The sequence below is a fragment of the Ectobacillus sp. OTK genome, assembly GCF_059698935.1.
In genome coordinates this window covers 2,458,372-2,479,644 of sequence record NZ_AP048547.1, presented here as the reverse complement: position 1 = coordinate 2,479,644, position 21,273 = coordinate 2,458,372, and the positions used below count along the sequence as shown (strand labels likewise).

The following is a 21,273-nucleotide window of genomic DNA, read 5'->3' as shown; positions in this document are numbered from 1 at the left end:
GTCATCTTTGTACATCTCCTAAAACAAGAAATCCCGCTAGTATACAAATATTTAAACATGGAACCAGGATCATCCCGATTCCTTTTAGGTTAGAGACCTATGTAGAAGTTCCGCCCTGTACCTATCAAACTAAAATCCTATCGAAATTTATCTTAACCCAATGTCGTGGTAAAATAATAGGTAACATATTATCTTAGTAAAGGGATGAACTAACATTAATCTACAAGAAAAGGTAAAAAAACTGCCCTTATCCCCTGGAGTTTATCTTATGAAAGATTCCCTTGGTCAGATCATTTATGTGGGAAAGGCAAAAAATTTAAAGAATAGAGTTCAATCTTATTTTCGAAACTCAAAAAGCCATTCTCCAAAGGTTAAAAAGCTTATAAACCACTTAAAGGATTTTGACTATATACTTACAGATACAGAATTTGAGGCTTTTATGCTGGAATGTAAATTAATCAAGGAATTAAAGCCCACATATAACAGGATGATGAAAAATCCACAGTCCTTTACCTATATAGCAATAAATATGGACGAGGATTATCGCGATATCGAGATTACTTATGGCCCCATTGAAAATGATGGCAAGCTTTATTTCGGTCCATTTACAAGCAAGAACACAGTAGAAAGAGCAATCCAAGGTGTAAAAGAATGCTTTAAAATAAATTGCAGTAATCCTTCTCGAAAGAATACCGCATGCTTGAATTATTCTTTAGGCTTGTGCATTGGTATGTGCCTTGGGGATTCTGCAGTGAAACAGTACAATAAAATAATAGACAAAATTATCGCCTTGCTTACAGGTACTGACATGAGTATTCTTGAAGAAATGAAGCAATTGATGTTAACTGCTTCTGAAAAGTATGATTTTGAAGCCGCCTCAAAATATAGGGACAATATAAGTGCGGTAAACTCCCTATTATCTAAAGAAAAAGTTATAGAATTCACCGAAGGAAACAATAATATTGTCATCATAGATTACTTAACCGATTCCACTATTAAACTTTTTCTCATTAAGAGGACCAATGTGCTTTTTAGTCACAAATATTCACTAGAAATCCAATATATTGAACAAATCGGTGAAAAAATAAAAACAAACATTTTAACTTATTTTAAAAGTAATAACCTAAATTCATCAATTGCTGTTAGCAGAAGTGAAATCGATGAAGCGCAGATTATTTATAGTTATTTACAAAGCAACAACTGCTCCTATCTAATCATTCCAGACAAATGGCTTGAATCTGAGAACCATTTCAACATAAATCTAGCACTTAATAAATTATTGAGAAATCAAAAAAAACACAGGTAAATAAAATGGGATCTATGCCAAAACATATTCTTGACTCATTCTAGGACAGAATTCCCTCTTCGCCGCACTCCAGAAGAATCCATTGTTTGTACCCTAACGGATTGTGCGCGAAATAATGTCTTCATTTTAGAGCAAACAACAAATTGATACAAAAAATTTAAAACCTTCCATTGGATAGATGGAAGGTTATTTGGCATGTCCATTTTTAGTATAACACCTGATGATACAATTAGTAGTCTGAATTTAAGGCATTGAAGTTAAAATTGGAGGAGCTGTCGCTGAACTTCGAAAAACGATTTTTGGACATAATACAATCTGTTTCTTTGTTTCCTTATTTTCTTCAATTCTTTGAATTAATAAATCTATCCCCTGACGTCCCATTTCTTCAATAGGCTGAGCCACTGAGGTAAGCAGAGGATCAATACTTCTGGATAAAATCGTATTATCGAACCCAATAATAGATAAATCATAAGGTACCCTTAGGCCGCGTTCCTTTGCCCCTTGCATGATACCGACTGCCAACAAATCATTACAAGCGAAAATAGCAGTTGGACGATTGATGAGACCCAATGTTTGTTTTGTAAGTTGTTTACCACTTACAGTAGAATCACAAACAAAAACCAAACTCTCATTATATTCTAAGCCTGCATCCTCTATGGCCTGCCGATACCCTTGTAGACGCTCTTTACTACTCCTTGTGTTCTCGGCAAAAACAGCAATGGTTCGGTGTCCTAGTAATAAAAGATGTTCAGTCACCTGGTAACCACCTAAAAAGTCATCAACACGTACACTGTCTGCAACAAGAGAAGGGATATCTTGGCCAATTAAGACAACGGGCAGTCTCTCATCCACTAATTCCTGCAAAATCGCATCATTTTCAAACCCGCCTGCCAAAATAAGCCCATCGAGATTTTTCTCTTTTAAACGAGTAATATACTTTACTTCCTTTTCTGAATCATTTTCCGTGTTACATATGACAACGGATAATCCCAATTCATGTCCACGCCGACAGACATTTCTTGCGACCTCTACAAATAGCGGGTTATCTAGATTTGGAATAAGCAATCCTACCGTATAAACGGATCTCTTTTTCAATACAATGGATGACCTACTGGACATGAATTGTAATCCTTCCAAGATTATCCAGGATGAACAAAAGCACCCTTATCATGCTTGACAAGGGTGCTTTAAATATATTTAATATCAAACCGCAACCGGAGCCTTAATTGTCGGATGCGGGTCATAACCAATAATTTCAATATCCTCTACATCAAAATCAAATACAGATTGAACATTTGCATTTAACTTTAATTGCGGCAGAGCTCGCGGCTCGCGCTCTAATTGCGTTTGGATTTGCTCCAAATGATTTGTGTAAATATGCGCATCGCCGATTGTGTGTATAAATTCGCCTACTTCTAGTTTACATTCATGTGCAACTAAATGTGTAAGCAGCGCATAGCTTGCAATATTAAATGGAATACCTAGGAAAATATCCCCGCTGCGTTGATACAGCTGACAGGAAAGCTTCCCGTCGGCCACATAAAACTGAAATAGCGTATGACACGGCGGAAGTGCCATCGTCGGTACGTCCTCAGGTGACCAAGCTGATACAATTAAGCGGCGGGAATCTGGATTTGTTTTGATCATTTCGATCACATCTTTAAGCTGATCAATTGTTTCGTCTGTTGACGTTTTCCACGCCCGCCATTGCTTTCCGTACACATCCCCTAAATGTCCATACTTTCTGGAAAACTCATCGTCTGTCAGAATATTAGTTTTGAACAACTCCATCTGCTCTTCATATTGAAGACGAAATGCCTCATCCTGCTGTGAGCGTAACCCAAAGTTAGTCATATCAGGTCCGCTGTACTCGCTGCTTTCCACCCATTTTCGGAAGGCCCATTCATTCCAGATGTTGTTATTGTGCTGCAGCAAATAACGAATATTTGTATCACCCTTAATAAACCAAAGAAGCTCGCTGACAATTAAACGAAATGGGATGCGCTTTGTCGTCAGCAGCGGGAATCCTTGTGATAAATCAAACCGCATTTGGTAACCAAAAATTGAATACGTTCCCGTTCCGGTTCGATCTTCCTTCTTCGTTCCCTTATCTAAAACATGTTGGCACATATGTAAATATTCTAAATCTGCGTGTCTCATCTTAACCCTTCTTCCTTTATTTTCCATATCATATCAAGCGAATAGTACATACCTATTCTATTTTCTTTTATGAAGTTTAGCAACATGCCTGGTGAATGAAGAAAGTAAAAAAGACAGCGTATCACACGCCGCCTCTCGATTCCGTCAGCTATCCCACAAACTTTTGCGTTACATAGCGGAAGAGCACAGATTTCCCAGCCCCGCCTGCAAGCCCGGCTGCGGTTCGTCCAGCTCCGGTTGTGTATAAAAATTTCCGCAAAAATGTTGGGCTCATCAAACAAAATGCCAGAAATCCGAAACCGACAATAAAGTCCTGCAGACCTTTTGCATCCCCAATATTGTTGAATGCGAGCCAAATGACCATAATTTGAAAGCTTTGTGTAAATACAATGGAGATCGCTTCACGCCACCAAATGCTCCAAATATTTAAATCCTCATTAAGAATAGACCAAGCAGCAAGCGGACTCATAATCAAAATAATGAGAAGCTCTGCTGTTCGAATAATATATTGAATGGCAAGAAGAAGAAAAAGCAGCGCCATTGCAAAGCCGGCGATTAGCACAGCCGTCGTCGCCCCTGGTACAACGATGAAGGTAGCAAATGTTTCAACCCGTAAGCCTTTATCCAAAAATATTTGCACGATGGCATTGTTAATAGGGAGAAGTACATCTTTTAATATAAATGGAGCAAGCACGGCAAGTGTTCCGCCTATAACCATGCGAACAATAACCTCTTGCATACGCCGCTGCTGGTAGCCGCCCATTTTCTCAATGATAAGCTTAAATATGTTATAAACGAAAAAAACACCGCCCAGCGTAACCGATAACACAAATATAATATCGTACGCTTCTGAAACATATTTATATTTCTCTAAATCCGTAGGAGCAAACAAATAGATTTTCAGCCAATCAAAAGCAGCATTCGCAATCTCATTCATAAGATTATAGATAAGCTCATTTAAGTACTCAATCGGACTTTTAAACATGCTGGTTTCCTCCCTTATGATGTTGTGCCCGATATAATACAATCATCGCTTAGACGGCGTTTCACCGATTACTGCTCCTGTATCAACGAGCCATTTGTTCTTCTTTACAAGTTCAAGCCGAATATAGCTCGTGCTCGTTGCTGCAGTCCCATTAATTGTAGTCGTTCGTTTTACTGCTGCAATTACCTCAGCCTGCTTTTCTTTCACAATACCGGAATACACGGAGATATTATGAATCTTCATCCGAATCTCTACTTTTGAATTCGCCGCCTTGCCCTCAGGAGGCAAAAATATTGATTTCCCGCGTGCTGTTGTGTAGTTAGCAATAAGAGTACGATCTGAATGCGGCCCGTAAAGCGCCTTACAAAATCCTTCTACGGTCTTAAGCAGCGTAGTGTCTATTTCCTTTTCTGCCGATAGCATCACGGTCTGCTTTGTATCTTGCAGCTGCCGCCTCGCTTCATCTCGATCTGCAAGGCTATTTAAATAGAGAGCAAGCAGCCAAACAATCCCGATTGTAAGAATAAGAGATAGAAAAAACAAGGATTTGATCCACCTCACTATTTTCCCTCCGCAGGTACGCGTCCGTACCCGTAAATTTTGCTGCGCCATGCAGGTACTGTTAAATCACTATATTGCACACCACTGCTATTACTGTTATACATTTTACCGTTCCCGACATAAATACCAACATGACTAATAAAAGCATGGTCGCTTGTTCCTGTGAAAAAGACAAGATCACCCGGTCGTAACTCCTGTTCACTTATCCTTCTTGTATACTTATATTGCTCCTGAGCTGTGCGGGGCAGGCGAACCCCGGCAGCAGCAAAAGCCCATCTCGTCAAACCGCTGCAATCAAAGCTTGTATTTGGAGTTTCTCCTCCCCACTGATACGGCCATCCTTCAAATTTAAGCGCTTCTGCCATGACTTCTTGAAACAAAGCATCTCCACCTGCAAGATTCGGCTGCGTCAGGCGGTTCCAATAGTTTATGACCTTTTGTGAGTACGTATAATCTCCATAGCAATACGGACTTCGCCAGCCGCAGCTGGCTGTTTTTGCATGTTCTCTCGCAAATTGCTTACGAAGCTCCTCCGTTCCCACCTTACCGTAATCATTGATATAATATAGCCAGCCAGGTCCATAGTTGTAGCTTTGAACAATGGTCGGTAAATCCGTAATTCCAAGCCCTGCTGCTACATTTAACATACGTTTCCAATGGATGACTCCTTGATGAATGCTCGCTGCCGGATCCGTAATTGCTCCCGGGGGCAGCCCTGCGGATTCGCTGCTCTGCATCACATCCGCTGCCGTGCCGCCGCTTTCCTGCATCATAACAGCAAGCAAAACCGGAACATACTTTTCATCTACACCCTCCATCTGCACATACGCCCGGACTACAGGCTCCCAGCGCGACACCTCAGGGGTTATATTGCTTTGCAGACTGTATGTTCCACTATCATGCGCTCCGCCAGAGAATATAAGAAACAACAAAAAAAAGAGAAATATACAAAAAACAAGAAACTCCCGCCAATACCTCACTCCCAGCAACGCCGTTTTCACGTACAAGCTAAAAGGCTCCCTTGTATCGTTCGGCATATTGCTTCGGGTCAATGAGCTGAAGCTCCTCCGGCGTCACATCAACCCGTATGTACACCCGATGATGACCGGCAACATAAATACCCTCTCCTTGCTTTCTGCGCGCGATAATCGCTTCCTCCTCTTCAGAAAGCCGAAGCACATCATGCTCCTTTAAATCACGAATATCATTATCCTGCAGACCTAGCAGCAGCATACTAATGCTGTTATTTAAAATAGCTTTTCCGACATTATGACTTCCCTCAACCGCCCCTAAGAAGTCGATTGGCTGCTGCGAAGCAACTAAAGCCTCTCCCCCATACTTTCGAATACGTTTGTATACATCCAGCAGAAAGAGGGCGCTTTTTGAATTCCGCATAAGGAGATGGGCTTCATCTACATACAGCTTCTTTGGTGTGAGCGTGTCACGCGTAATTTCTTCCCATAAGAATGAAAGAATATTAAACATTGCAACAGGCTGGCTATCGCCGTCCTGCTGTAGATCTTTAATATCAAAGCAGATTACACTGCTGTGTAAATTTACATTTGTAGCACCATTAAACAGCTTTGAGTTTGTACCCTCCGTATACATTCGCAAAACCTCGCGAAAATCCCGCAAGCTGTCATACTCCTTATCGCCAATAAGTTGATATAAATCTCCCACTGTCGGGAATTCATCAGCGCTGCGTCCTGCAAATATCGTTTGATCCGTAATACCATATTGCTGGTAAACAGCAAACAAAGCACGTTCTAGCATAGCGCTCTCGAGCACGGTCATATCCGGATAAATAAGCTTGCAAAATGTCTTTAATCTCTGCATCTTTAAAAATAGGACACTTCCTCTTATATCCTCATCTGTTGTGTCATGCAGAATATGAAATGGGTTAATAATATGCTCTGTATTATTACTGATCCGAATAACCTGGCCCCCAATTTGGTCAATGAGACGGGCAAATTCCCGCTCCGGATCTACAATATAAAAACGAGTATCCTCGCTTTCAAGCACCCACTGGCGCAGTAAATGCTTTTGCATAAAAAAGCTTTTGCCCATTCCTGTCGTACCGAGAATCAACATATTTCGTGATGGAAACACATCCCTATCATTCATATCAACAAGCACAACATTATCAGTATGCAGATTTTGTCCAATGATAACACCGCTTCTCATAAACAATTCACTTTCATCAAATGGAAGCATAGACGAAACAGCAGCTGTGTGCATATTTTGATACGTGTAATGAGGCAGCGTAATTTCTCCGATCGGTAGCACACTGCGAAACGCCTCAAGCATATTATCTCTTGCCGGTACAACAGACAGGCCCGTTTTCCAAATAATGCTTTGCAGCCGCTCTGTGACGCGATTTAATTCCTCTAAGCTGGCTGCTTGTAAATGAATATACGTGTGTACAAGAAAAATGGTCTTATGGTTATGGTGAAGCAGCGCATCAAGCATACTCTCCGCACTTATTTTCTTGCGCTCTGTTTCCTTACGGCGCACCGGCGACAGCGGCTGATTTAAACGTGCATCATACTCTTCAATAGACTGATTTAAATGCCGAATCATTTTCTCGCTTGAAATCGGAACGAGGTGTGTACTTACATTCATATTGCCAGAGAAGCGGTACAGCTTTGTAAGCCAGTTGCCCCTCACGCTGTTTGGATAATCAACAACTAGGAGTGTACGAGCATAGTTTCTTCCAAATTGCACATAATCCCGCGTTTCTTCAATGATTCCTGGTGCCCACTGATTTTTCAGTGCGCCATATGTCTCTATATACAATTCCAGCTCTGATGGCTGTCTATTCCTTTTCGAAAACACCACAAGCATTTCCCCCTGTTGTATAAGGATATAAGAGATGGTCGGCAAGCGGTCTATGCTGGGAGCCTTCATAATCATATAAAGTATGAAAATATCGAATTACGTCCAAGCTGTCCGTGTCTTCAACGCTCAGACCTATTTCCTCCAATCCGCTTTTCACATGCTTTTTCTTTTGTTCAAGCTGCATCATACTTTCTTCATATGCACGTTTGGTTGTTCCTTGGATTTGCTCCGACACTATGATATATCGCTGCCGCTGGATCATCGTTACGCTCGTTTCAATCCCCTTGGCATAAGCAATATAACCAGTAAGGAGTCTTTGTTTAATTGTAGACTCCCCGGTTCGTCTTGCTTCAAGTCCTCTTATATACCCCCCTAAGTCTACAGGCTGAGACATAATTGTTGTCTGTACCGGAAAGTACAAACTGCGCAAAAACAGCTCGTATCGCTCCATCGCTTCGTTCAGCTCACGATGGCTCATTAAATCAAGATTTAACGAAGATACACGAAGCAGCTGCACAAGACGAAAATCTTCCGTAATCACTACTCCGCCATCAATTCCCCGAACTGGAATTAACCGCTGCACAGATAATTCGCTCCGCTTCTGTTCTTCCTCCCTCTTCGGCCATTTGAACTTCATGGTATGCATCCTCCTTATAGTAATAGTACACCTTTGTTCGTATACTAAACCGAACAAAATCGCGGGCATGCTGCCAAAACGGGATATTCTCCCGTACCGGTCTTAAGTAAACAAGTACAGCTGAAACAATAAGGCAGATTGTTGAAATCGGAATTTTTACATAGATAGAAATAGGCATAAGCAAAACCGGAACTACAACAAGCAGCGCAGGAAGAAAACAAAGAAGATCCTTCACCGTTACATTTTGTACAACTTCAAAATCGCTTCTAACATTATCCGGGATAATATATTCCTGTTTTTCCTTCATAGCATCACCCAAGCAGCCCTAAAAACCATTTCATAATACCGCCCGTACTCATCACAATAGCTACGATAATAAACGTTTCTTTCATATTGTGCTTATACTCGCTTTTTTTGCCTGGCTGATTCGTAAGCTTATACATGACACCAAGCGTCATAATAGCTGCTGTTCCAATAGATGGTGAAACAATCATCAGAAAATTAATAATACCGTTCGCTACATTCTTTACAAGAACGGCCGGATCATCGCTTGCCGCGAAGACAGATTGCGGGAGACATAATATTGTGAAAGCAGTCAAAAGGATATATGTACGTTTGCGTCTATTCATCGCTTCGTCCCCTTTCTGAAATGTATCCTATGATTTAGGCACGTTTTTCCGATCTAAATACTCCTCCAGCGCCTGCGTCACAACGTGGTAAATGAAGCAATCGTTTAGGCTGCAATACACATCAAGCCGCTTTTTTAGTGCAGCTGGAATTTCCGCATTGAGCTTTTTCGTCTCCTCCTGCGCCATAGCTTCTCCCCTTTCCGGAAGAAATCTTCTTTCCTTCTTTTTTTCCACAATCTAATATATCGTCAGATTTTCAGAAACAAAACCAACCTGTTAGAGCTTTTGTTCTTCAAATTTTGACAAAAAAAATAGGACAAGCATGACAGGCTTGTCCTTTAAGATAACCATTGCGGCGGTTTATTTTTTCCCCAATACATATTGCCAAGATCATAATGCGTCGCATATTCGTCCTCAACACTATGATAATGAAAATTAAAATAGTATCCCTCTAACGGCGGACGATCCCGTCGAACGTGGAATCTGAGTAAATCCTTTCCTGTACGCTCATCGTACACATGGAAAATCTTTTCATTCTCCCCTCCCGCCGGCTTTTGCGACAGAGCCAAATGCTGCAGTGCGTCAGATGGAAGCATCTCTGCAAACGCTGATAATGTCTCTTCTATGCGCGGTAGAATTACTTCCTTAAACTCATCTTCTATAACGGGAGCAATTTTCGTTCCAAACTTCATAACCGACTGCCGCTCCGCTTCCTCCATTGCATATGTAACAAAAAGAGCTGGGGTAACTTGCTCATCACTTTGCTCATCGAGCAAAACTTCTGATGCTTGTCCAACAGCAGAACTGGAGGCTTGCTCAACATCCGGCCTGGAGGACTTATGCGCCTTGGCGTTATCAAGCAAAGCAGACGGCGGCGTAACAAGTCCAAATGTAAAGACAGTAATAAATGTGACTAAAGCTTTCTTCAGCCAATTTGGCATATGGTCCCCCTTTCTTCTGCATTTGCAGAAACTAGATATATTTTACTTTTATTATACAAAACTATCGCATTGAAAGCTGTTACATTTTGATTAAGCCCATGAATATTTTTTATGAAAAAGTCATAAAATTGTAATAGTTATACATTCTCATCTAGGAGGAATACATCTTGGATTTGGACACACTTTATTTTGGGGTGAGCATCATAACGATTGTGTATTTTCTATATGAAATGATTACACAACCATGAAGGGAAAGAGACAGGGGCTGCTCTTTCTTTTTTAATTTGCCAAAAATAAAAGCGTAACGGACAAACAAAGTCAATATAAGCCCGATCTATATAATACAAGAGTAGATACGAGAACATATCTCTGTGCCCCTTCTTCTGCCAACAACATTTTCTATCCTGACTCTAGATGAAGAATTCGCTTATCGTTATCCCCTTTCCAGTGATCCCTACGCAAACGAAAAAAAGCAGAAAATTGAAAGCTTCAATTTCCTGCCTTTATACCTCCAAAATGCCAAAATGAAATTTCGCACTTTTACGCCGATGCACTGAAAAACCAAACCGTTCAAATCTTGTACTGCGAAAATGATCCTTAAGCACAACGCGTTGCTTCGCAACACGCCGCGCTTCCAGTATTGCTTCTTCTGACAAATCGTCATATAAAGCAAAGTGCTTTAGGCCGCGGATGCCATCGGCTTCCAAAATACTTTCTTCAAACATTGGATCCATGTAAACGACATCAAAGGAGGCATCAGGACATTGACGCAAAAATGCTAAATGATTGCCTTGTACAACCTGAATACGCCGCATCGCCGCATTCATCTCCGGCATTCCTGAATCCCACTGCTCGAGTCCCTTTGCTACTAAATACGCCATATATTTGTTGTCTTCTACTCCCACAATTTTTCCTTCTTGCCCAACCGCATAGCTCGCCATAATACTATCCGATGCCATACCAAGCGTGCAGTCTAATAGCTTCATTCCTTCCTTTAGAGCAGCTGCCTGCAAAAATGGATCATGCTCACCTCGCATGAAGCGCTTTAACCGAAAACTAGATGAGTTCGGATGGAAAAAAAATGATTCTTCACCGCCGTAAGGATAAATCTCTAAACGATTTTTCCCGGCAACAAGCACATCATCTTGAAATCTCCTTTGTATATCTTGTACAGAATTGTCTTTTCGTGCGACAAATGGACTATCTAAATCGAGAGCAACACTTTTTGCATATTCTGTCATTTGTGAATTTGTTCTTCCTGCTGTTGTCACAATCATCGGATCACCCATAAAGAAAAAAGGGAGAAGCTCCCCCTTTTTAGCAATGCTTATCAAATGCATCCAGCAAATTGCTCATAATTCCTTCCATCGAGTTCCCTTCAATTTCATGACGATGAATAAAGTGCACAACCTCTTTTCCCTTAAGCAGCGCAATGGACGGAGAAGACGGTGGAATATCATCGAAGTATGATCTCATCATCGCAGTTGCTTCCTTATCCTGCCCGGCAAATACCGTAACAAGGTGATCTGGTTTTTTATCCGTACGCAGCAACGCTTGTGTCACAGATGGACGAGCCAATCCCGCTGCACAACCGCAGACAGAATTAATGACAACTAAAGTTGTTCCTGTCGCATTCTCGACATAGTTTTCTACCTCTTCTGCAGTTGTAAGTTCCTTAAATCCAGCTATTGTCAGTTCTTTGCGCATTGGCAAAACCATTTGTCGCATATATTCTTCGTAAGCATTCATCGTGTGTTCTCTCCTTTAAAAGTTACTCCGCTGTTATCATATCATGTACATATACAATAGGGAAGGGAAGGAAAGCAATCTATTTTCTTCCTTTATTACTACTACCGCATTCAAATTTATTCAGCGTTTCTGTATTCTGTCATTTGCTTCCATACGGATCCCTTCGCCTCTTCGCCGCCTTCGATACGCTCAATAGCAAGACGGGCTTGCATAGCGACCTCGAACTCCGGATCATTTTGTGCTTCTCTCAATGCCGGAAGTGCACTTTCATCTCCCGATTCGTATAAAAACATAGCCGCTCTCCAACGAACAAGCTTGCTCGTATCCTTAAGCGCTTCGATCATAACCGGTATGGCCTGCTCATCTCCGATATCGGACAAGCAATCTCCGGCTGTACGGCGCACCGTCACCGATTTATCCTTCATCGCCTCATATAAAAGCGGAAGCACACCTTCTCCTTTTATCATTCCTAAATATGCGACAGCGAGACGACGAATAGAAGGCTTTTCATCATGAAGTGCTTTCTGCAAAACAGGCAAGTCCTCTTCCTTTGGGTCCATTTGCTCAAGCGCTGCATAACGCTTTGTCCAGTCTTCCTCCTCCAGCATTTCCTCTGTCACTCGATAAGGGGTGCGTCGCTTAACGGTGATCTCCTCCGCGCCTCGCTGCTTCATTATGTCTTCTACTAATACGTTCACACGATCTTCCGGATAGGCTGCAGCTAATTCCTCTACAACCTCGCTGCCAATCTCAGAAAAATCACCGTAGCGTGTACTCTGTTCCACCCATTTCCGATCCATTACAACATTGGGAGCCGCCATTTGCAGCTTCATAATGGCACCTTTAAAGCGCTCTGGCAATGCGAAGCGCGCTTCATTTGTACCATCCGTTAGCTTCACCTGCATCGGAATGCCGTAAAACATTTGCACGTACACCTTTATTTCTCCAAAAGGCGCGGCTTCACCCTGGCTTTCACCAGCATCCGCTCCTTCCTCACCAAACACAGCCCGTACCTTCTGTAAAATTGCCTTCCAATCATACTTTGCATTTCTCTCCACCGCAAGAAAATCAGCTACATGATACACACCCTTTACGCCTTCAATATGCAGTATATGCTGCACCGTTTCCGGAGCCTGTGATGCATTATCCTTTGTATAGTTATTGCGCTTTCCTGCAGGCAATTCTTCATATAAAATCACCTTCATCGTATTCGGACTCGGTGTTGGTTCAATTGCCTTAATCTTCAAGTAAAATCTCTCCTTTGTTTATCTGTTTCTATTTATTGTAGCACGTTGCCAGTAATTGATACTACTGTCGTGCCTGCTCCTGCCTCCTCTCTAAAAACGTAACACTTTGCGCAAACACTTCCGTCCTATACACACGTTTTCCCTCAGCATTATCATAACGGCTCGTTCGAATTGACCCGGTAACTCCAATTAATGATCCTCTTTTACAATATGCAGCAACATGCTCTGCAGACTTATTCCAAACCGTGCAATCAATGAAATCAGCTTCCCGCTCTCCCATACTATTTCGAAACCCTCTCATAACTGCAATACACATTTTCACATACGGTGTTTTCTGTTTTGTGTAAGCTAGCTCTGGGTCCCTAGTCATTCTTCCAATTAGCATAACACGATTCATTACAGCCCCTCCTTTTTTCTTACATTGTAGAAAAATGAAGAAGGAGCGTAAAATGAACAAAATCTGCGTTTCAAAACGAGATTTCTCTGCTTCTTTCAGTTAACTTTTAGAAAAACGTTTAAGATAAAACGTAACTTTTAATATTGAAGAAATTTTTTCGTGTTAGAAATATTCCGTGTGTCCTTTACCATGAAAGGCGCCTTTTTTCTGTGGTGGTGAAGGTTATTTTGCGGAAGGGAGCAGGCCGGCAATCCAAAAGTTATACTTTCTTCCCTTTTCAAAAAAAGACCAATCCAAAGGTACATTGTGCCTTTGGATTGGTCTGCCTTATTCATTGCGGGCAAAGTAAGAAACAAGACGAAGAATTTCGAGGTACAACCAAACAAGTGTTGCCATGAGTGCAAATGCACCGTACCATTCCATATACTGCGGAGATCCGTAACGAGCACTGCTTTCAATAAAATCAAAGTCAAGCACGAGATTTAAAGCAGCAATCACAATGACAACAGCACTCACAATAATCGCAATTGTGCCGCCGTCATGCAAAAACGGAACCGGAACATGAAATAATTGCAAAATCATAACGATTAGGTACATAAAAAACACACCGAGCGTTGCAGACATCACACCTAAGCGAAACTTATCTGTTACCTTTATAACTCGCGTTGCATATAAAATAAGCATTGCCAGCATAATAGAGACCGTTAATAGCACTGCCTGCAAAATCACGTAATCTCCAAACTGCTGCGTATACAGCCCCGACACGGTTCCTAAAAACACACCCTCCACTGCAGCGTAGATTGGCGCAGTGATAAAGGAAGCACGCGGGGCAAATGATGTAATAAGCGCGAATACAAAAGCAATTACAACTGCACCGATTGCAACCCCAAGGTTCATTTTATTTTGCATGACCTGCACATAAGAGTATACAGATGTCCCTAACAGGAGCAAAAGCATGATCAGGGCTTTTCCTACCGTGCCTCCTACAGTCATAACGGAGCCGCCTGTATTCGCTTTACGAAACACATCATTTTTTAACATTGGATTATTTGTTCTCATATAATCTACCTCCTAGCAGGTTCTTACTCTCAGTGTAAAAGTTTTCCTCTTACATTGCAATATTAGCAACATTACGATTTCAAACCTTCCATAAGCTCTGAAAGCTCACTCCATCTCTCAATAGCAGCTTCTAGCTCTTGCTCTGCACGCTGCTGCTCATTCGAAAGCTGCTGTGCCCTCTCATAGTCCGCACCTGCTGCTTCAAGCTCTGCAGCAAGCTGCTCCAATGTCTCTTCTAGCTTTGCAATTCTTTCTTCGATTGTATCCCAGTCGCGCTGCTCTTGATAGGATAGCTTTCGCTTTTTCGGCTTCGGTGCTTCCTCCGATTTCTTTTCCTTTACCGCCGCCGCTTTTAAAAGGCTCTCACTTTGTTGTTTCTCTTCTAAATAATCGCTATAGCTTCCGAAAAATACACGAACATGTCCGTTTCCTGTAAATACGAACAGCTCCTGTGCGACCTTATCCAGAAAATAACGATCATGGGATACCGCAATTACAACACCAGGAAACTCATCTAAATAATCCTCTAGCACCGTTAACGTTTGCGTATCGAGGTCGTTTGTCGGCTCATCCAAAAGAAGGACGTTCGGCTCACCCATTAAAATACGCAGCAGATACAACCGTCTTCGCTCCCCGCCGGATAGCTTTGCAAGCGGTGTGCCATGCATATGAGGCGGAAACAAAAATCTCTCCAACATTTGAGAAGCAGAAATTAGCTTGCCGTCTGTAGTATGAATCACCTCAGCTATTTCCTTCACATACTCAATCATTCGTTGATTTAAATTCATATCCTCATTTTCCTGCGTATAATACGCAATTTTCACTGTCTGACCAATTTCAATGTCGCCGCTGTCAGGAGTGATTTTGCCAGTTAACATGTTTAATAAAGAAGATTTACCGCTTCCGTTTGGTCCAATAATACCGATACGGTCACCCGGCTTCACGATGCGGCTGAAGTGATCCAGAACAACCTTGTCGCCAAACCGCTTCGTAACATCCTGCAGCTCTAACACCTTTTTGCCAAGGCGGCTGCTGCCAATCGCGATATCAACATTTTGCTTAGCAGAAGGTCCTTCTTTCTTTTCTAGCTCTTCAAATCTTTGAATACGCGCCTTTTGCTTTGTTGTACGTGCCTTGGCACCGCGGCGCATCCAAGCAAGCTCACGCCGATAGAGATTTTGCCTCTTTTCCTCCTGTGCCATTTCTTGTTCTTCCCGCAGTGCCTTTGCCTCTATAAAGGCAGCATAATTTCCTTCATAGCTATAGATTTTACCTTTATCAAGCTCCAAAATACGATTTGTTACACGATCTAAAAAATAACGGTCATGCGTAACAATCAGCAGCGCACCTGTATAGCGTGCTAAATACTCCTCAAGCCACTCTACCGTTTCATGATCAAGATGGTTTGTCGGCTCGTCTAAAATGAGAAGATCAGGCATTTGAATAAAGCATTGCGCCATCGCAACTCGTTTTTTCTGTCCCCCTGAGAGCTCTCCAACTTTTGCAGAAAAATCAACAATGCCCAGCTTCGTCAACAACGCCTTTGCGTTTGCATTTGCGTCCCATGCATCCATCGCATCCATTTGCTGCTGCAAACGAAATAACTCTCCTTGCACTTTCTCATTCGTTGCATCCTTCTCTAACCTAAGAAGCACCGTCTCATACTCACGAAGCAAGCGAATTAACGGTGTGTCCCCGTAAAAAACCTGCTCAAGCACTGTTAAGCTCTCATCAAACTGCGGCTGCTGTGCCAAATAGCTAATTGTATATCCACGCGTATGCGTAATTTCTCCTCCATCTGCTTGCTCGACACCCGCAATAATCTTCAGCAGCGTTGATTTTCCCGTACCGTTTACACCGATAATGCCAATGCGTTGTCCTTCCGTCACACTAAATGACAAATCTTGAAACAACGGCTTTTCTCCATACGATTTGGATAAGCTTTCAACCGTTAACATTTTCATATCTTAACATTCCACTCTTTCATAAATTGTTCAATAAATTGCTCCATATAGAGATGGCGCTCCTCTGCTAATCGTTTCGCGCACTTCGTATTCATTAAATCCTTTAATTTCAATAACTTTTCATAAAAATGGTTCAATGATGGATCATTTGACTTACGGTATTGTTCTTTTGTCATTGCTTCACGCGGCGGAACCTTTGGGTCGTACATCAGCCGCCCCTTCGCTCCCCCATAGGCAAACGTACGCGCGATTCCGATTGCACCAAGAGCATCGAGACGGTCTGCATCTTGGACAATTTTCCCTTCCAGTGTCTCTACCTTGCCGCCGTGTCCCCCTTTATAAGACATATTCATAATAATATGTAAAATATGCTTCTGTTCCTCAGGAGAAACACATAAGTCTGCCAACCAGTTCTCTACCCGTTTTAGGCCGGCTTCTTCACTTTCATTCAACTTTTCATCAGCCACATCATGCAAAAGAGCAGCCATTTCAATAATAAAACAATCGCCGCCCTCTTCCTTGGCAATTGTCTGTGCCAGTTTATACACCCGTTCAATATGATACCAATCATGTCCGCTTGCATCGACTTCTAATATGCTTTTTACAAAAACTATAGTTTTTTCAATCATTTCGTTTCTTGTCATCATTCTTCACCTAGTCATTTATTTTACCATCTTTATGCGCAACACTGCTATCCCTTTAGGGCAATGTATCTTCATACTCTTATTACTTCCTATCATATTTTTCCAGAATCCTTCATCATTATCATCAATCAACACGAAAATGTCTCTTTATCTGCGAATGAAAAAAGAGAGATTCTGCGCCCCCTCTTTTTAAAAAGAATAATTGATATTTTTAAGGATGATAGTTTCTCTTACCGCACCAAGGCTTTTGTTCAGGCGCGCAATGCTTTTTCAATATCCCCTTTTAAATCCTCCGGAGATGCTTGCGGTGCATACCGCTCTAGAACTGTCCCGTTTCTGTCTATTAAAAATTTTGTGAAGTTCCATTTAATTGCCCGCGACCCGAGAAAACCCGGTGCTTGTTCGCCTAGGTAACGATACAAAGGATGCGCAGTTTCACCGTTTACGTCAATTTTAGCAAACATCGGAAAGGTCACACCATAATTCAATTCACAAAAGCTTGCAATCTCTTCATCAGTCCCCGGTTCCTGGCCCATGAATTGATTACACGGGAATCCAAGCACCTCTAAACCTTCTTCTTTATACTGCTCATATAATGCTTGCAAACCTTTGTACTGCGGCGTAAATCCACATTTGCTTGCCACATTCACGATGAGTAGCACTTTGCCTTTATATCGCTGCAGCGACTCTTCTACACCTTGAATTGTTTGAACAGTGAAATCATAGATAGACATTTGATCCCCCTTCCTTCATATTCTCATCATAATGTGAACAACATGGAAAGTCCAATGTTCAGCCATCGGAATGTTTGAAAAATTATCACACTTGATTGAATGGAAGAAAAGCACAATGTTCCAGAGAATACGAGAGCATATAAGGCGCAGCAGTTCGATATGAGATCCTGTTGATTACTGATACTTACAGAAGCTAAATAATGCAAACAAAGCCTTCAGCTTGTGAAATGAAGGCTTCATTTGCATTAATACTCACGATCTCGTCTTTTTTCTTCCCGGAAAAGATGATTGCTTCTTTTTTGGTGCTGGCGGCTTCTTTGTCACAAAGTTCCCTTTATAAATTTCCATCTTCTCAAACTCAATTCCAAGCTTCCTTGCAAACTGCAGCAACTTCTGCTCTTCGCCTGCCGTCACAACTGAAATAACCGTTCCTTCCTTGCCCATACGTCCAGTACGCCCAGAGCGGTGAATGTATTGATCAACTGTATTCGGAAAGTCTAAATGAATTACGTGCGTCACACCTTCTATATCTAAGCCGCGCGCCGCTACATCCGTCGCGAGCAGCACTTGAATCTTTCCATTACGAAAATCGCGCAGCGTAGCAGCCCGCTCTTGTTTGGTTGCCTCAGAATGAATTACACCGGCTGCTACCTTTCGAAATCGCAGCTTTGATGCCATTTCATCCAGACGAAACGGATCATTCAAAAAAGCAATTGCCTTTACGCCGTCCATGTGTACAATTTTACGTACATTCTCAAGTTTTTCTCGATACTCTCCAGAAATGTACAAATGCTTTACACGTTCTGCCGCTTCCAGTGCCTGCTTAATACGAACTACCTCTGGATTAACTGTAAATGCACGCGCTTTATCTTCAATCGCTTTTGGGACGGTTGCCGAGAAAAAAAGGAGCTGCCGGCTACGTACCGTTGATTTGATAATATCTGCCAATAAAGGAGACATCTCCTGCTTTATCATCTGATCAAATTCATCAAATACAACGGCTATAACCTCATGCATTTTCAGCTTCTTCATACGAATAAGCTCCTGCACCCGGCCGGGAGAGCCAGTAATCACTTGCGGATGCTTCTTCAGCTTCTCAACCTGCCGTTTTATATCAGCTCCCCCGATTAAAGAAGCTCCTGTAATTCCGCTGCCTTCTGTAAATTTTTGTACCTCGCTATGTATTTGCATGACAAGCTCGCGTGTTGGCGATAAGATAACAATTTGGGGATTTTGAATAGCAGGGTTTACCTTATGTAAAAGCGGAAGCAAATAAGCTAATGTTTTCCCCGTACCTGTCGGTGATTCGGCAATCACATCTTTCCCCTCTAAAATAAGCGGAATCACGCTTTTTTGTACATCAGTGTATTGCTGAAAGCCCGCTTTTTCCCATGCGGTTTGCAAAAAGGGCTGTAAATTTGTAATCATGCTACTTCTCCTTTAATTCAAATTTGTAAGAAGCTCTTGTAATCGCTCGAGCGTTTCGACCATATGATCCACTACTGCCGGCAAGTCCTCAGCATGCTCTTCCGTTATAATCTTTTGAAACAAAACCGTTGCAGTATTAGAGTAGAAAAGAGGCTCCTTATTGTACTCGTATGAAATGATTTGTGTAATACTTCGCTCTTTCCCCCAAATAAAGCGAAGCTGTGCATCGACCTGCTCTACAAACGGCTCTGGTGACGGAATAGGGAATAAAAACTGCAATTGCAGACCGCATCCAGGAGAAAATAATGTATCCTCTAGAATCTCTCCAGCCAAATTTTTCACGTCCGCCGTCAAGCTAAACAGAGCTGTTATATCATATTCTGCTTCCCTAAGCACAAATGAAATACTGTATGTACGGCTCATAGAAGCTAAATCCACAATATCTCTTCGATTTGTCACCAAAATAGCGCCTGCCAAATCTAAATCATATACCGCACCTTCCGCCACAACCTTCAAATTTTCAAATACAGTCGGATCAAACATATTTCTCCTCCGAAAAATGGAGCGCCTTTCAAACGAAAGGCGCTGTCAATAATCATTCTTCAGTGTACTCATTTTCACGAATAAAAGCAATATTAGAATAAGCCCCCTGCCAAATACCATAAATTTGCTGCCTAAATACGAAATTTAACTATTTTGTCAAGAGAAGCTGCCCAATTTGTAATGAGCTTTTAATGAATCTTTAATAAGTAAATACTGTTCAATTTCTTGTACTAGTTGAAACAATTGGGCTCTTGCCTCAAAAGCTTCCCATGTTTGCGGTAACGGCCTATTTTTAAATTCTTCTTTTAAAATTTTTAATTTGCTCAAGAATAATTGTGCAGTATTTCCAGGATGAATACATAAACTTAACTCTTCAATGAAATCCGCAATAAGATAACGCTGCTCATCCATCGTCCGAACCAATGTAACAATTGGCAATAAACGCTTAATAACCTCCAACTGTTTTTCTCGAATAGTAAAATAGCGGTAATAATAGTTTTCTGTCTGTGAAAGATGATTCTCTACATCCCGGAGAGCAAGGATCTTGGCTGTTGTTAATAGCTCCACAGCTTCTGTTACTTCGTTGCCTGTCCAAAGTTTCTCATTTGTTCGCAGGTACTCTACTATTTCTTCCAAAATCATTTTAAAATTTGTTTCCACTTGCTTTTGATACATTTTTAATTGTTTATCAAGACTTGGCATATATAAATTAACAAGCAGTGCGGTACCGATTCCAACGATAATTAAACCAATCTCGTTTAAGATAACACTCCATGTTATATGCTCGGTTGAATAAATGTGCAAAATAATAACCGAACTGGTAACAACTCCTTCATTTGCTTTTACAATAACGGTAGCCGGAATAAAGAATAGCAACATCAAACCAATAACAAGCGGATGATAGCCAATTCCTTCAAAAAAGACATAGGAGAAGGGAATTGCCAGCATACAAGCTATAAAACGTGCAGATGCACTCCTCAATGATTTTTTCTTTGAGTTTTGCACACAAAGAATGGTAATAATAGCGGCTGATACAAAAAAATTCAAATGACAAAGCTGTGCAATCATAATGGCTAACGATACAGCAACCCCCGTTTTAAATGTTCGATAACCAATTTTGTATTTCATCATGTTTACGTACTCCTACATTTTAAATTAATAAAGACAGCTGTTCTATTTATTGAAAATCTTTCTGATCTCCTCTGCAATTTCGTCATTTTTTACGAACAATTGTAAAATCAAAAAAACAACCCTTCATTATTCTGCTAGACTATTTTCCTAGTCTATAATAAAAACTACACAATCACACAAAAAACTACAAATTTTTAAACAAGCATGTTTTAAGAGCAATTTAAGTTTTAAAACACATATTTATATAAATCTACATAAAGAATTGGACATGGGTAAAAATTTTCCATGTTCAATTATCCACAAGAATTCTTACAGGTGAA

The 21,273-nt window shown here is 41.3% G+C and carries 23 protein-coding genes; 1 reads left to right on the top strand and 22 read right to left on the bottom strand.

Annotation, left to right across the window (positions count from 1 at the left end):
* Window positions 1-214: 214 nt before the first annotated feature.
* On the top strand, window positions 215-1,306 hold the full coding sequence (locus AC6HZ4_RS12195) for a GIY-YIG nuclease family protein (RefSeq protein ID WP_497495689.1): 1,092 nt from the start codon (window positions 215-217) through the stop codon (window positions 1,304-1,306).
* Window positions 1,307-1,549: 243 nt separating this feature from the next.
* On the opposite strand, the gene AC6HZ4_RS12190 is transcribed toward AC6HZ4_RS12195, so the two are convergent.
* The 22 genes from AC6HZ4_RS12190 to AC6HZ4_RS12085 form a co-directional block, all read right to left on the bottom strand.
* Window positions 1,550-2,425 (bottom strand): substrate-binding domain-containing protein, encoded by an 876-nt coding sequence (locus AC6HZ4_RS12190; RefSeq protein WP_497495282.1) that lies wholly within the window; start codon window positions 2,423-2,425, stop codon window positions 1,550-1,552.
* Between the two features lie 84 nt (window positions 2,426-2,509).
* Window positions 2,510-3,466, bottom strand: a complete 957-nt coding sequence (locus AC6HZ4_RS12185; RefSeq protein WP_497495281.1) for a thymidylate synthase — start codon at window positions 3,464-3,466, stop codon at window positions 2,510-2,512.
* Between the two features lie 148 nt (window positions 3,467-3,614).
* Entirely contained in the window at window positions 3,615-4,451 is an 837-nt protein-coding gene (locus AC6HZ4_RS12180; protein ID WP_497495280.1) for a conjugal transfer protein TrbL family protein, read from the bottom strand.
* A gap of 42 nt (window positions 4,452-4,493) precedes the next feature.
* Window positions 4,494-5,012 carry a YddI family membrane protein gene (locus AC6HZ4_RS12175; RefSeq protein ID WP_497495279.1) on the bottom strand — a complete coding sequence of 173 codons (519 nt, stop codon included), beginning with the start codon at window positions 5,010-5,012 and terminating at the stop codon, window positions 4,494-4,496.
* A complete protein-coding gene (locus AC6HZ4_RS12170) occupies window positions 5,012-6,013 on the bottom strand; it encodes a bifunctional lytic transglycosylase/C40 family peptidase (protein ID WP_497495688.1) in 1,002 nt (333 codons plus the stop codon). The genes AC6HZ4_RS12175 and AC6HZ4_RS12170 overlap by 1 nt, the downstream gene beginning before the upstream one ends.
* Window positions 6,014-6,020: 7 nt before the next feature.
* Window positions 6,021-7,850: a VirB4 family type IV secretion system protein gene (locus AC6HZ4_RS12165; protein ID WP_497495278.1), complete on the bottom strand. Its 1,830-nt coding sequence runs from the start codon at window positions 7,848-7,850 to the stop codon at window positions 6,021-6,023.
* A complete protein-coding gene (locus AC6HZ4_RS12160) occupies window positions 7,828-8,487 on the bottom strand; it encodes a TraC-like domain-containing protein (RefSeq protein WP_497495277.1) in 660 nt (219 codons plus the stop codon). The genes AC6HZ4_RS12165 and AC6HZ4_RS12160 overlap by 23 nt, the downstream gene beginning before the upstream one ends.
* A complete protein-coding gene (locus AC6HZ4_RS12155; protein ID WP_497495276.1) occupies window positions 8,402-8,794 on the bottom strand; it encodes a PrgI-related protein in 393 nt (130 codons plus the stop codon). Before AC6HZ4_RS12155 ends, AC6HZ4_RS12160 begins: the two co-directional genes overlap by 86 nt.
* A 4-nt stretch (window positions 8,795-8,798) precedes the next feature.
* Window positions 8,799-9,116, bottom strand: coding sequence for a TrbC/VirB2 family protein (locus AC6HZ4_RS12150; protein ID WP_497495274.1), 318 nt, complete (start codon window positions 9,114-9,116; stop codon window positions 8,799-8,801).
* A 27-nt stretch (window positions 9,117-9,143) separates the two neighbouring features.
* Window positions 9,144-9,302 carry a hypothetical protein gene (locus AC6HZ4_RS12145; RefSeq protein ID WP_497495273.1) on the bottom strand — a complete coding sequence of 53 codons (159 nt, stop codon included), beginning with the start codon at window positions 9,300-9,302 and terminating at the stop codon, window positions 9,144-9,146.
* Window positions 9,303-9,454: 152 nt separating this feature from the next.
* On the bottom strand, window positions 9,455-10,057 hold the full coding sequence (locus AC6HZ4_RS12140) for a YpjP family protein (RefSeq protein ID WP_497495272.1): 603 nt from the start codon (window positions 10,055-10,057) through the stop codon (window positions 9,455-9,457).
* Between the two features lie 503 nt (window positions 10,058-10,560).
* Entirely contained in the window at window positions 10,561-11,334 is a 774-nt protein-coding gene (locus tag AC6HZ4_RS12135) for a class I SAM-dependent methyltransferase (protein ID WP_497495271.1), read from the bottom strand.
* A 40-nt stretch (window positions 11,335-11,374) separates the two neighbouring features.
* Window positions 11,375-11,806, bottom strand: a complete 432-nt coding sequence (locus AC6HZ4_RS12130) for a BrxA/BrxB family bacilliredoxin (protein ID WP_497495270.1) — start codon at window positions 11,804-11,806, stop codon at window positions 11,375-11,377.
* Between the two features lie 116 nt (window positions 11,807-11,922).
* Entirely contained in the window at window positions 11,923-13,053 is a 1,131-nt protein-coding gene (locus AC6HZ4_RS12125; RefSeq protein WP_497495269.1) for a conserved virulence factor C family protein, read from the bottom strand.
* Between the two features lie 61 nt (window positions 13,054-13,114).
* Window positions 13,115-13,450 carry a single-stranded DNA-binding protein gene (ssb, locus tag AC6HZ4_RS12120; RefSeq protein ID WP_497495268.1) on the bottom strand — a complete coding sequence of 112 codons (336 nt, stop codon included), beginning with the start codon at window positions 13,448-13,450 and terminating at the stop codon, window positions 13,115-13,117.
* Between the two features lie 327 nt (window positions 13,451-13,777).
* Entirely contained in the window at window positions 13,778-14,509 is a 732-nt protein-coding gene (locus tag AC6HZ4_RS12115) for a Bax inhibitor-1/YccA family protein (RefSeq protein WP_497495267.1), read from the bottom strand.
* Between the two features lie 71 nt (window positions 14,510-14,580).
* Window positions 14,581-16,473 carry an ABC-F family ATP-binding cassette domain-containing protein gene (locus AC6HZ4_RS12110; protein WP_497495265.1) on the bottom strand — a complete coding sequence of 631 codons (1,893 nt, stop codon included), beginning with the start codon at window positions 16,471-16,473 and terminating at the stop codon, window positions 14,581-14,583.
* The gene (locus tag AC6HZ4_RS12105) at window positions 16,470-17,117 is read right to left on the bottom strand and encodes an HD domain-containing protein (RefSeq protein WP_497495687.1); all 648 of its coding nucleotides are present in this window, start codon (window positions 17,115-17,117) and stop codon (window positions 16,470-16,472) included. Before AC6HZ4_RS12105 ends, AC6HZ4_RS12110 begins: the two co-directional genes overlap by 4 nt.
* Before the next feature lie 251 nt (window positions 17,118-17,368).
* Window positions 17,369-17,851, bottom strand: coding sequence for a glutathione peroxidase (locus tag AC6HZ4_RS12100; RefSeq protein ID WP_497495264.1), 483 nt, complete (start codon window positions 17,849-17,851; stop codon window positions 17,369-17,371).
* Window positions 17,852-18,103: 252 nt separating this feature from the next.
* Complete coding sequence (locus AC6HZ4_RS12095) at window positions 18,104-19,279, bottom strand: DEAD/DEAH box helicase (RefSeq protein ID WP_497495262.1); 1,176 nt, start codon at window positions 19,277-19,279, stop codon at window positions 18,104-18,106.
* Between the two features lie 12 nt (window positions 19,280-19,291).
* Window positions 19,292-19,822, bottom strand: a complete 531-nt coding sequence (locus AC6HZ4_RS12090) for a hypothetical protein (RefSeq protein WP_497495261.1) — start codon at window positions 19,820-19,822, stop codon at window positions 19,292-19,294.
* 156 nt (window positions 19,823-19,978) lie between these two features.
* Window positions 19,979-20,950 (bottom strand): aromatic acid exporter family protein, encoded by a 972-nt coding sequence (locus AC6HZ4_RS12085; RefSeq protein WP_497495686.1) that lies wholly within the window; start codon window positions 20,948-20,950, stop codon window positions 19,979-19,981.
* Between the last annotated feature and the right edge of the window lie 323 nt (window positions 20,951-21,273).

Coding starts and splice junctions, on each gene's coding strand:
- AC6HZ4_RS12085 (WP_497495686.1), bottom strand. CDS start 20,950: ATGAAATACAAAATTGGTTATCGAACATTTAAAACGGGGGTTGCTGTA.
- AC6HZ4_RS12150 (WP_497495274.1), bottom strand. CDS start 9,116: ATGAATAGACGCAAACGTACATATATCCTTTTGACTGCTTTCACAATA.
- AC6HZ4_RS12145 (WP_497495273.1), bottom strand. CDS start 9,302: ATGGCGCAGGAGGAGACGAAAAAGCTCAATGCGGAAATTCCAGCTGCA.
- AC6HZ4_RS12110 (WP_497495265.1), bottom strand. CDS start 16,473: ATGAAAATGTTAACGGTTGAAAGCTTATCCAAATCGTATGGAGAAAAG.
- ssb (WP_497495268.1), bottom strand. CDS start 13,450: ATGAATCGTGTTATGCTAATTGGAAGAATGACTAGGGACCCAGAGCTA.
- AC6HZ4_RS12190 (WP_497495282.1), bottom strand. CDS start 2,425: ATGTCCAGTAGGTCATCCATTGTATTGAAAAAGAGATCCGTTTATACG.
- AC6HZ4_RS12100 (WP_497495264.1), bottom strand. CDS start 17,851: ATGTCTATCTATGATTTCACTGTTCAAACAATTCAAGGTGTAGAAGAG.
- AC6HZ4_RS12130 (WP_497495270.1), bottom strand. CDS start 11,806: ATGAATGCTTACGAAGAATATATGCGACAAATGGTTTTGCCAATGCGC.
- AC6HZ4_RS12180 (WP_497495280.1), bottom strand. CDS start 4,451: ATGTTTAAAAGTCCGATTGAGTACTTAAATGAGCTTATCTATAATCTT.
- AC6HZ4_RS12155 (WP_497495276.1), bottom strand. CDS start 8,794: ATGAAGGAAAAACAGGAATATATTATCCCGGATAATGTTAGAAGCGAT.
- AC6HZ4_RS12095 (WP_497495262.1), bottom strand. CDS start 19,279: ATGATTACAAATTTACAGCCCTTTTTGCAAACCGCATGGGAAAAAGCG.
- AC6HZ4_RS12140 (WP_497495272.1), bottom strand. CDS start 10,057: ATGCCAAATTGGCTGAAGAAAGCTTTAGTCACATTTATTACTGTCTTT.
- AC6HZ4_RS12185 (WP_497495281.1), bottom strand. CDS start 3,466: ATGAGACACGCAGATTTAGAATATTTACATATGTGCCAACATGTTTTA.
- AC6HZ4_RS12105 (WP_497495687.1), bottom strand. CDS start 17,117: ATGACAAGAAACGAAATGATTGAAAAAACTATAGTTTTTGTAAAAAGC.
- AC6HZ4_RS12160 (WP_497495277.1), bottom strand. CDS start 8,487: ATGAAGTTCAAATGGCCGAAGAGGGAGGAAGAACAGAAGCGGAGCGAA.
- AC6HZ4_RS12135 (WP_497495271.1), bottom strand. CDS start 11,334: ATGATTGTGACAACAGCAGGAAGAACAAATTCACAAATGACAGAATAT.
- AC6HZ4_RS12115 (WP_497495267.1), bottom strand. CDS start 14,509: ATGAGAACAAATAATCCAATGTTAAAAAATGATGTGTTTCGTAAAGCG.
- AC6HZ4_RS12090 (WP_497495261.1), bottom strand. CDS start 19,822: ATGTTTGATCCGACTGTATTTGAAAATTTGAAGGTTGTGGCGGAAGGT.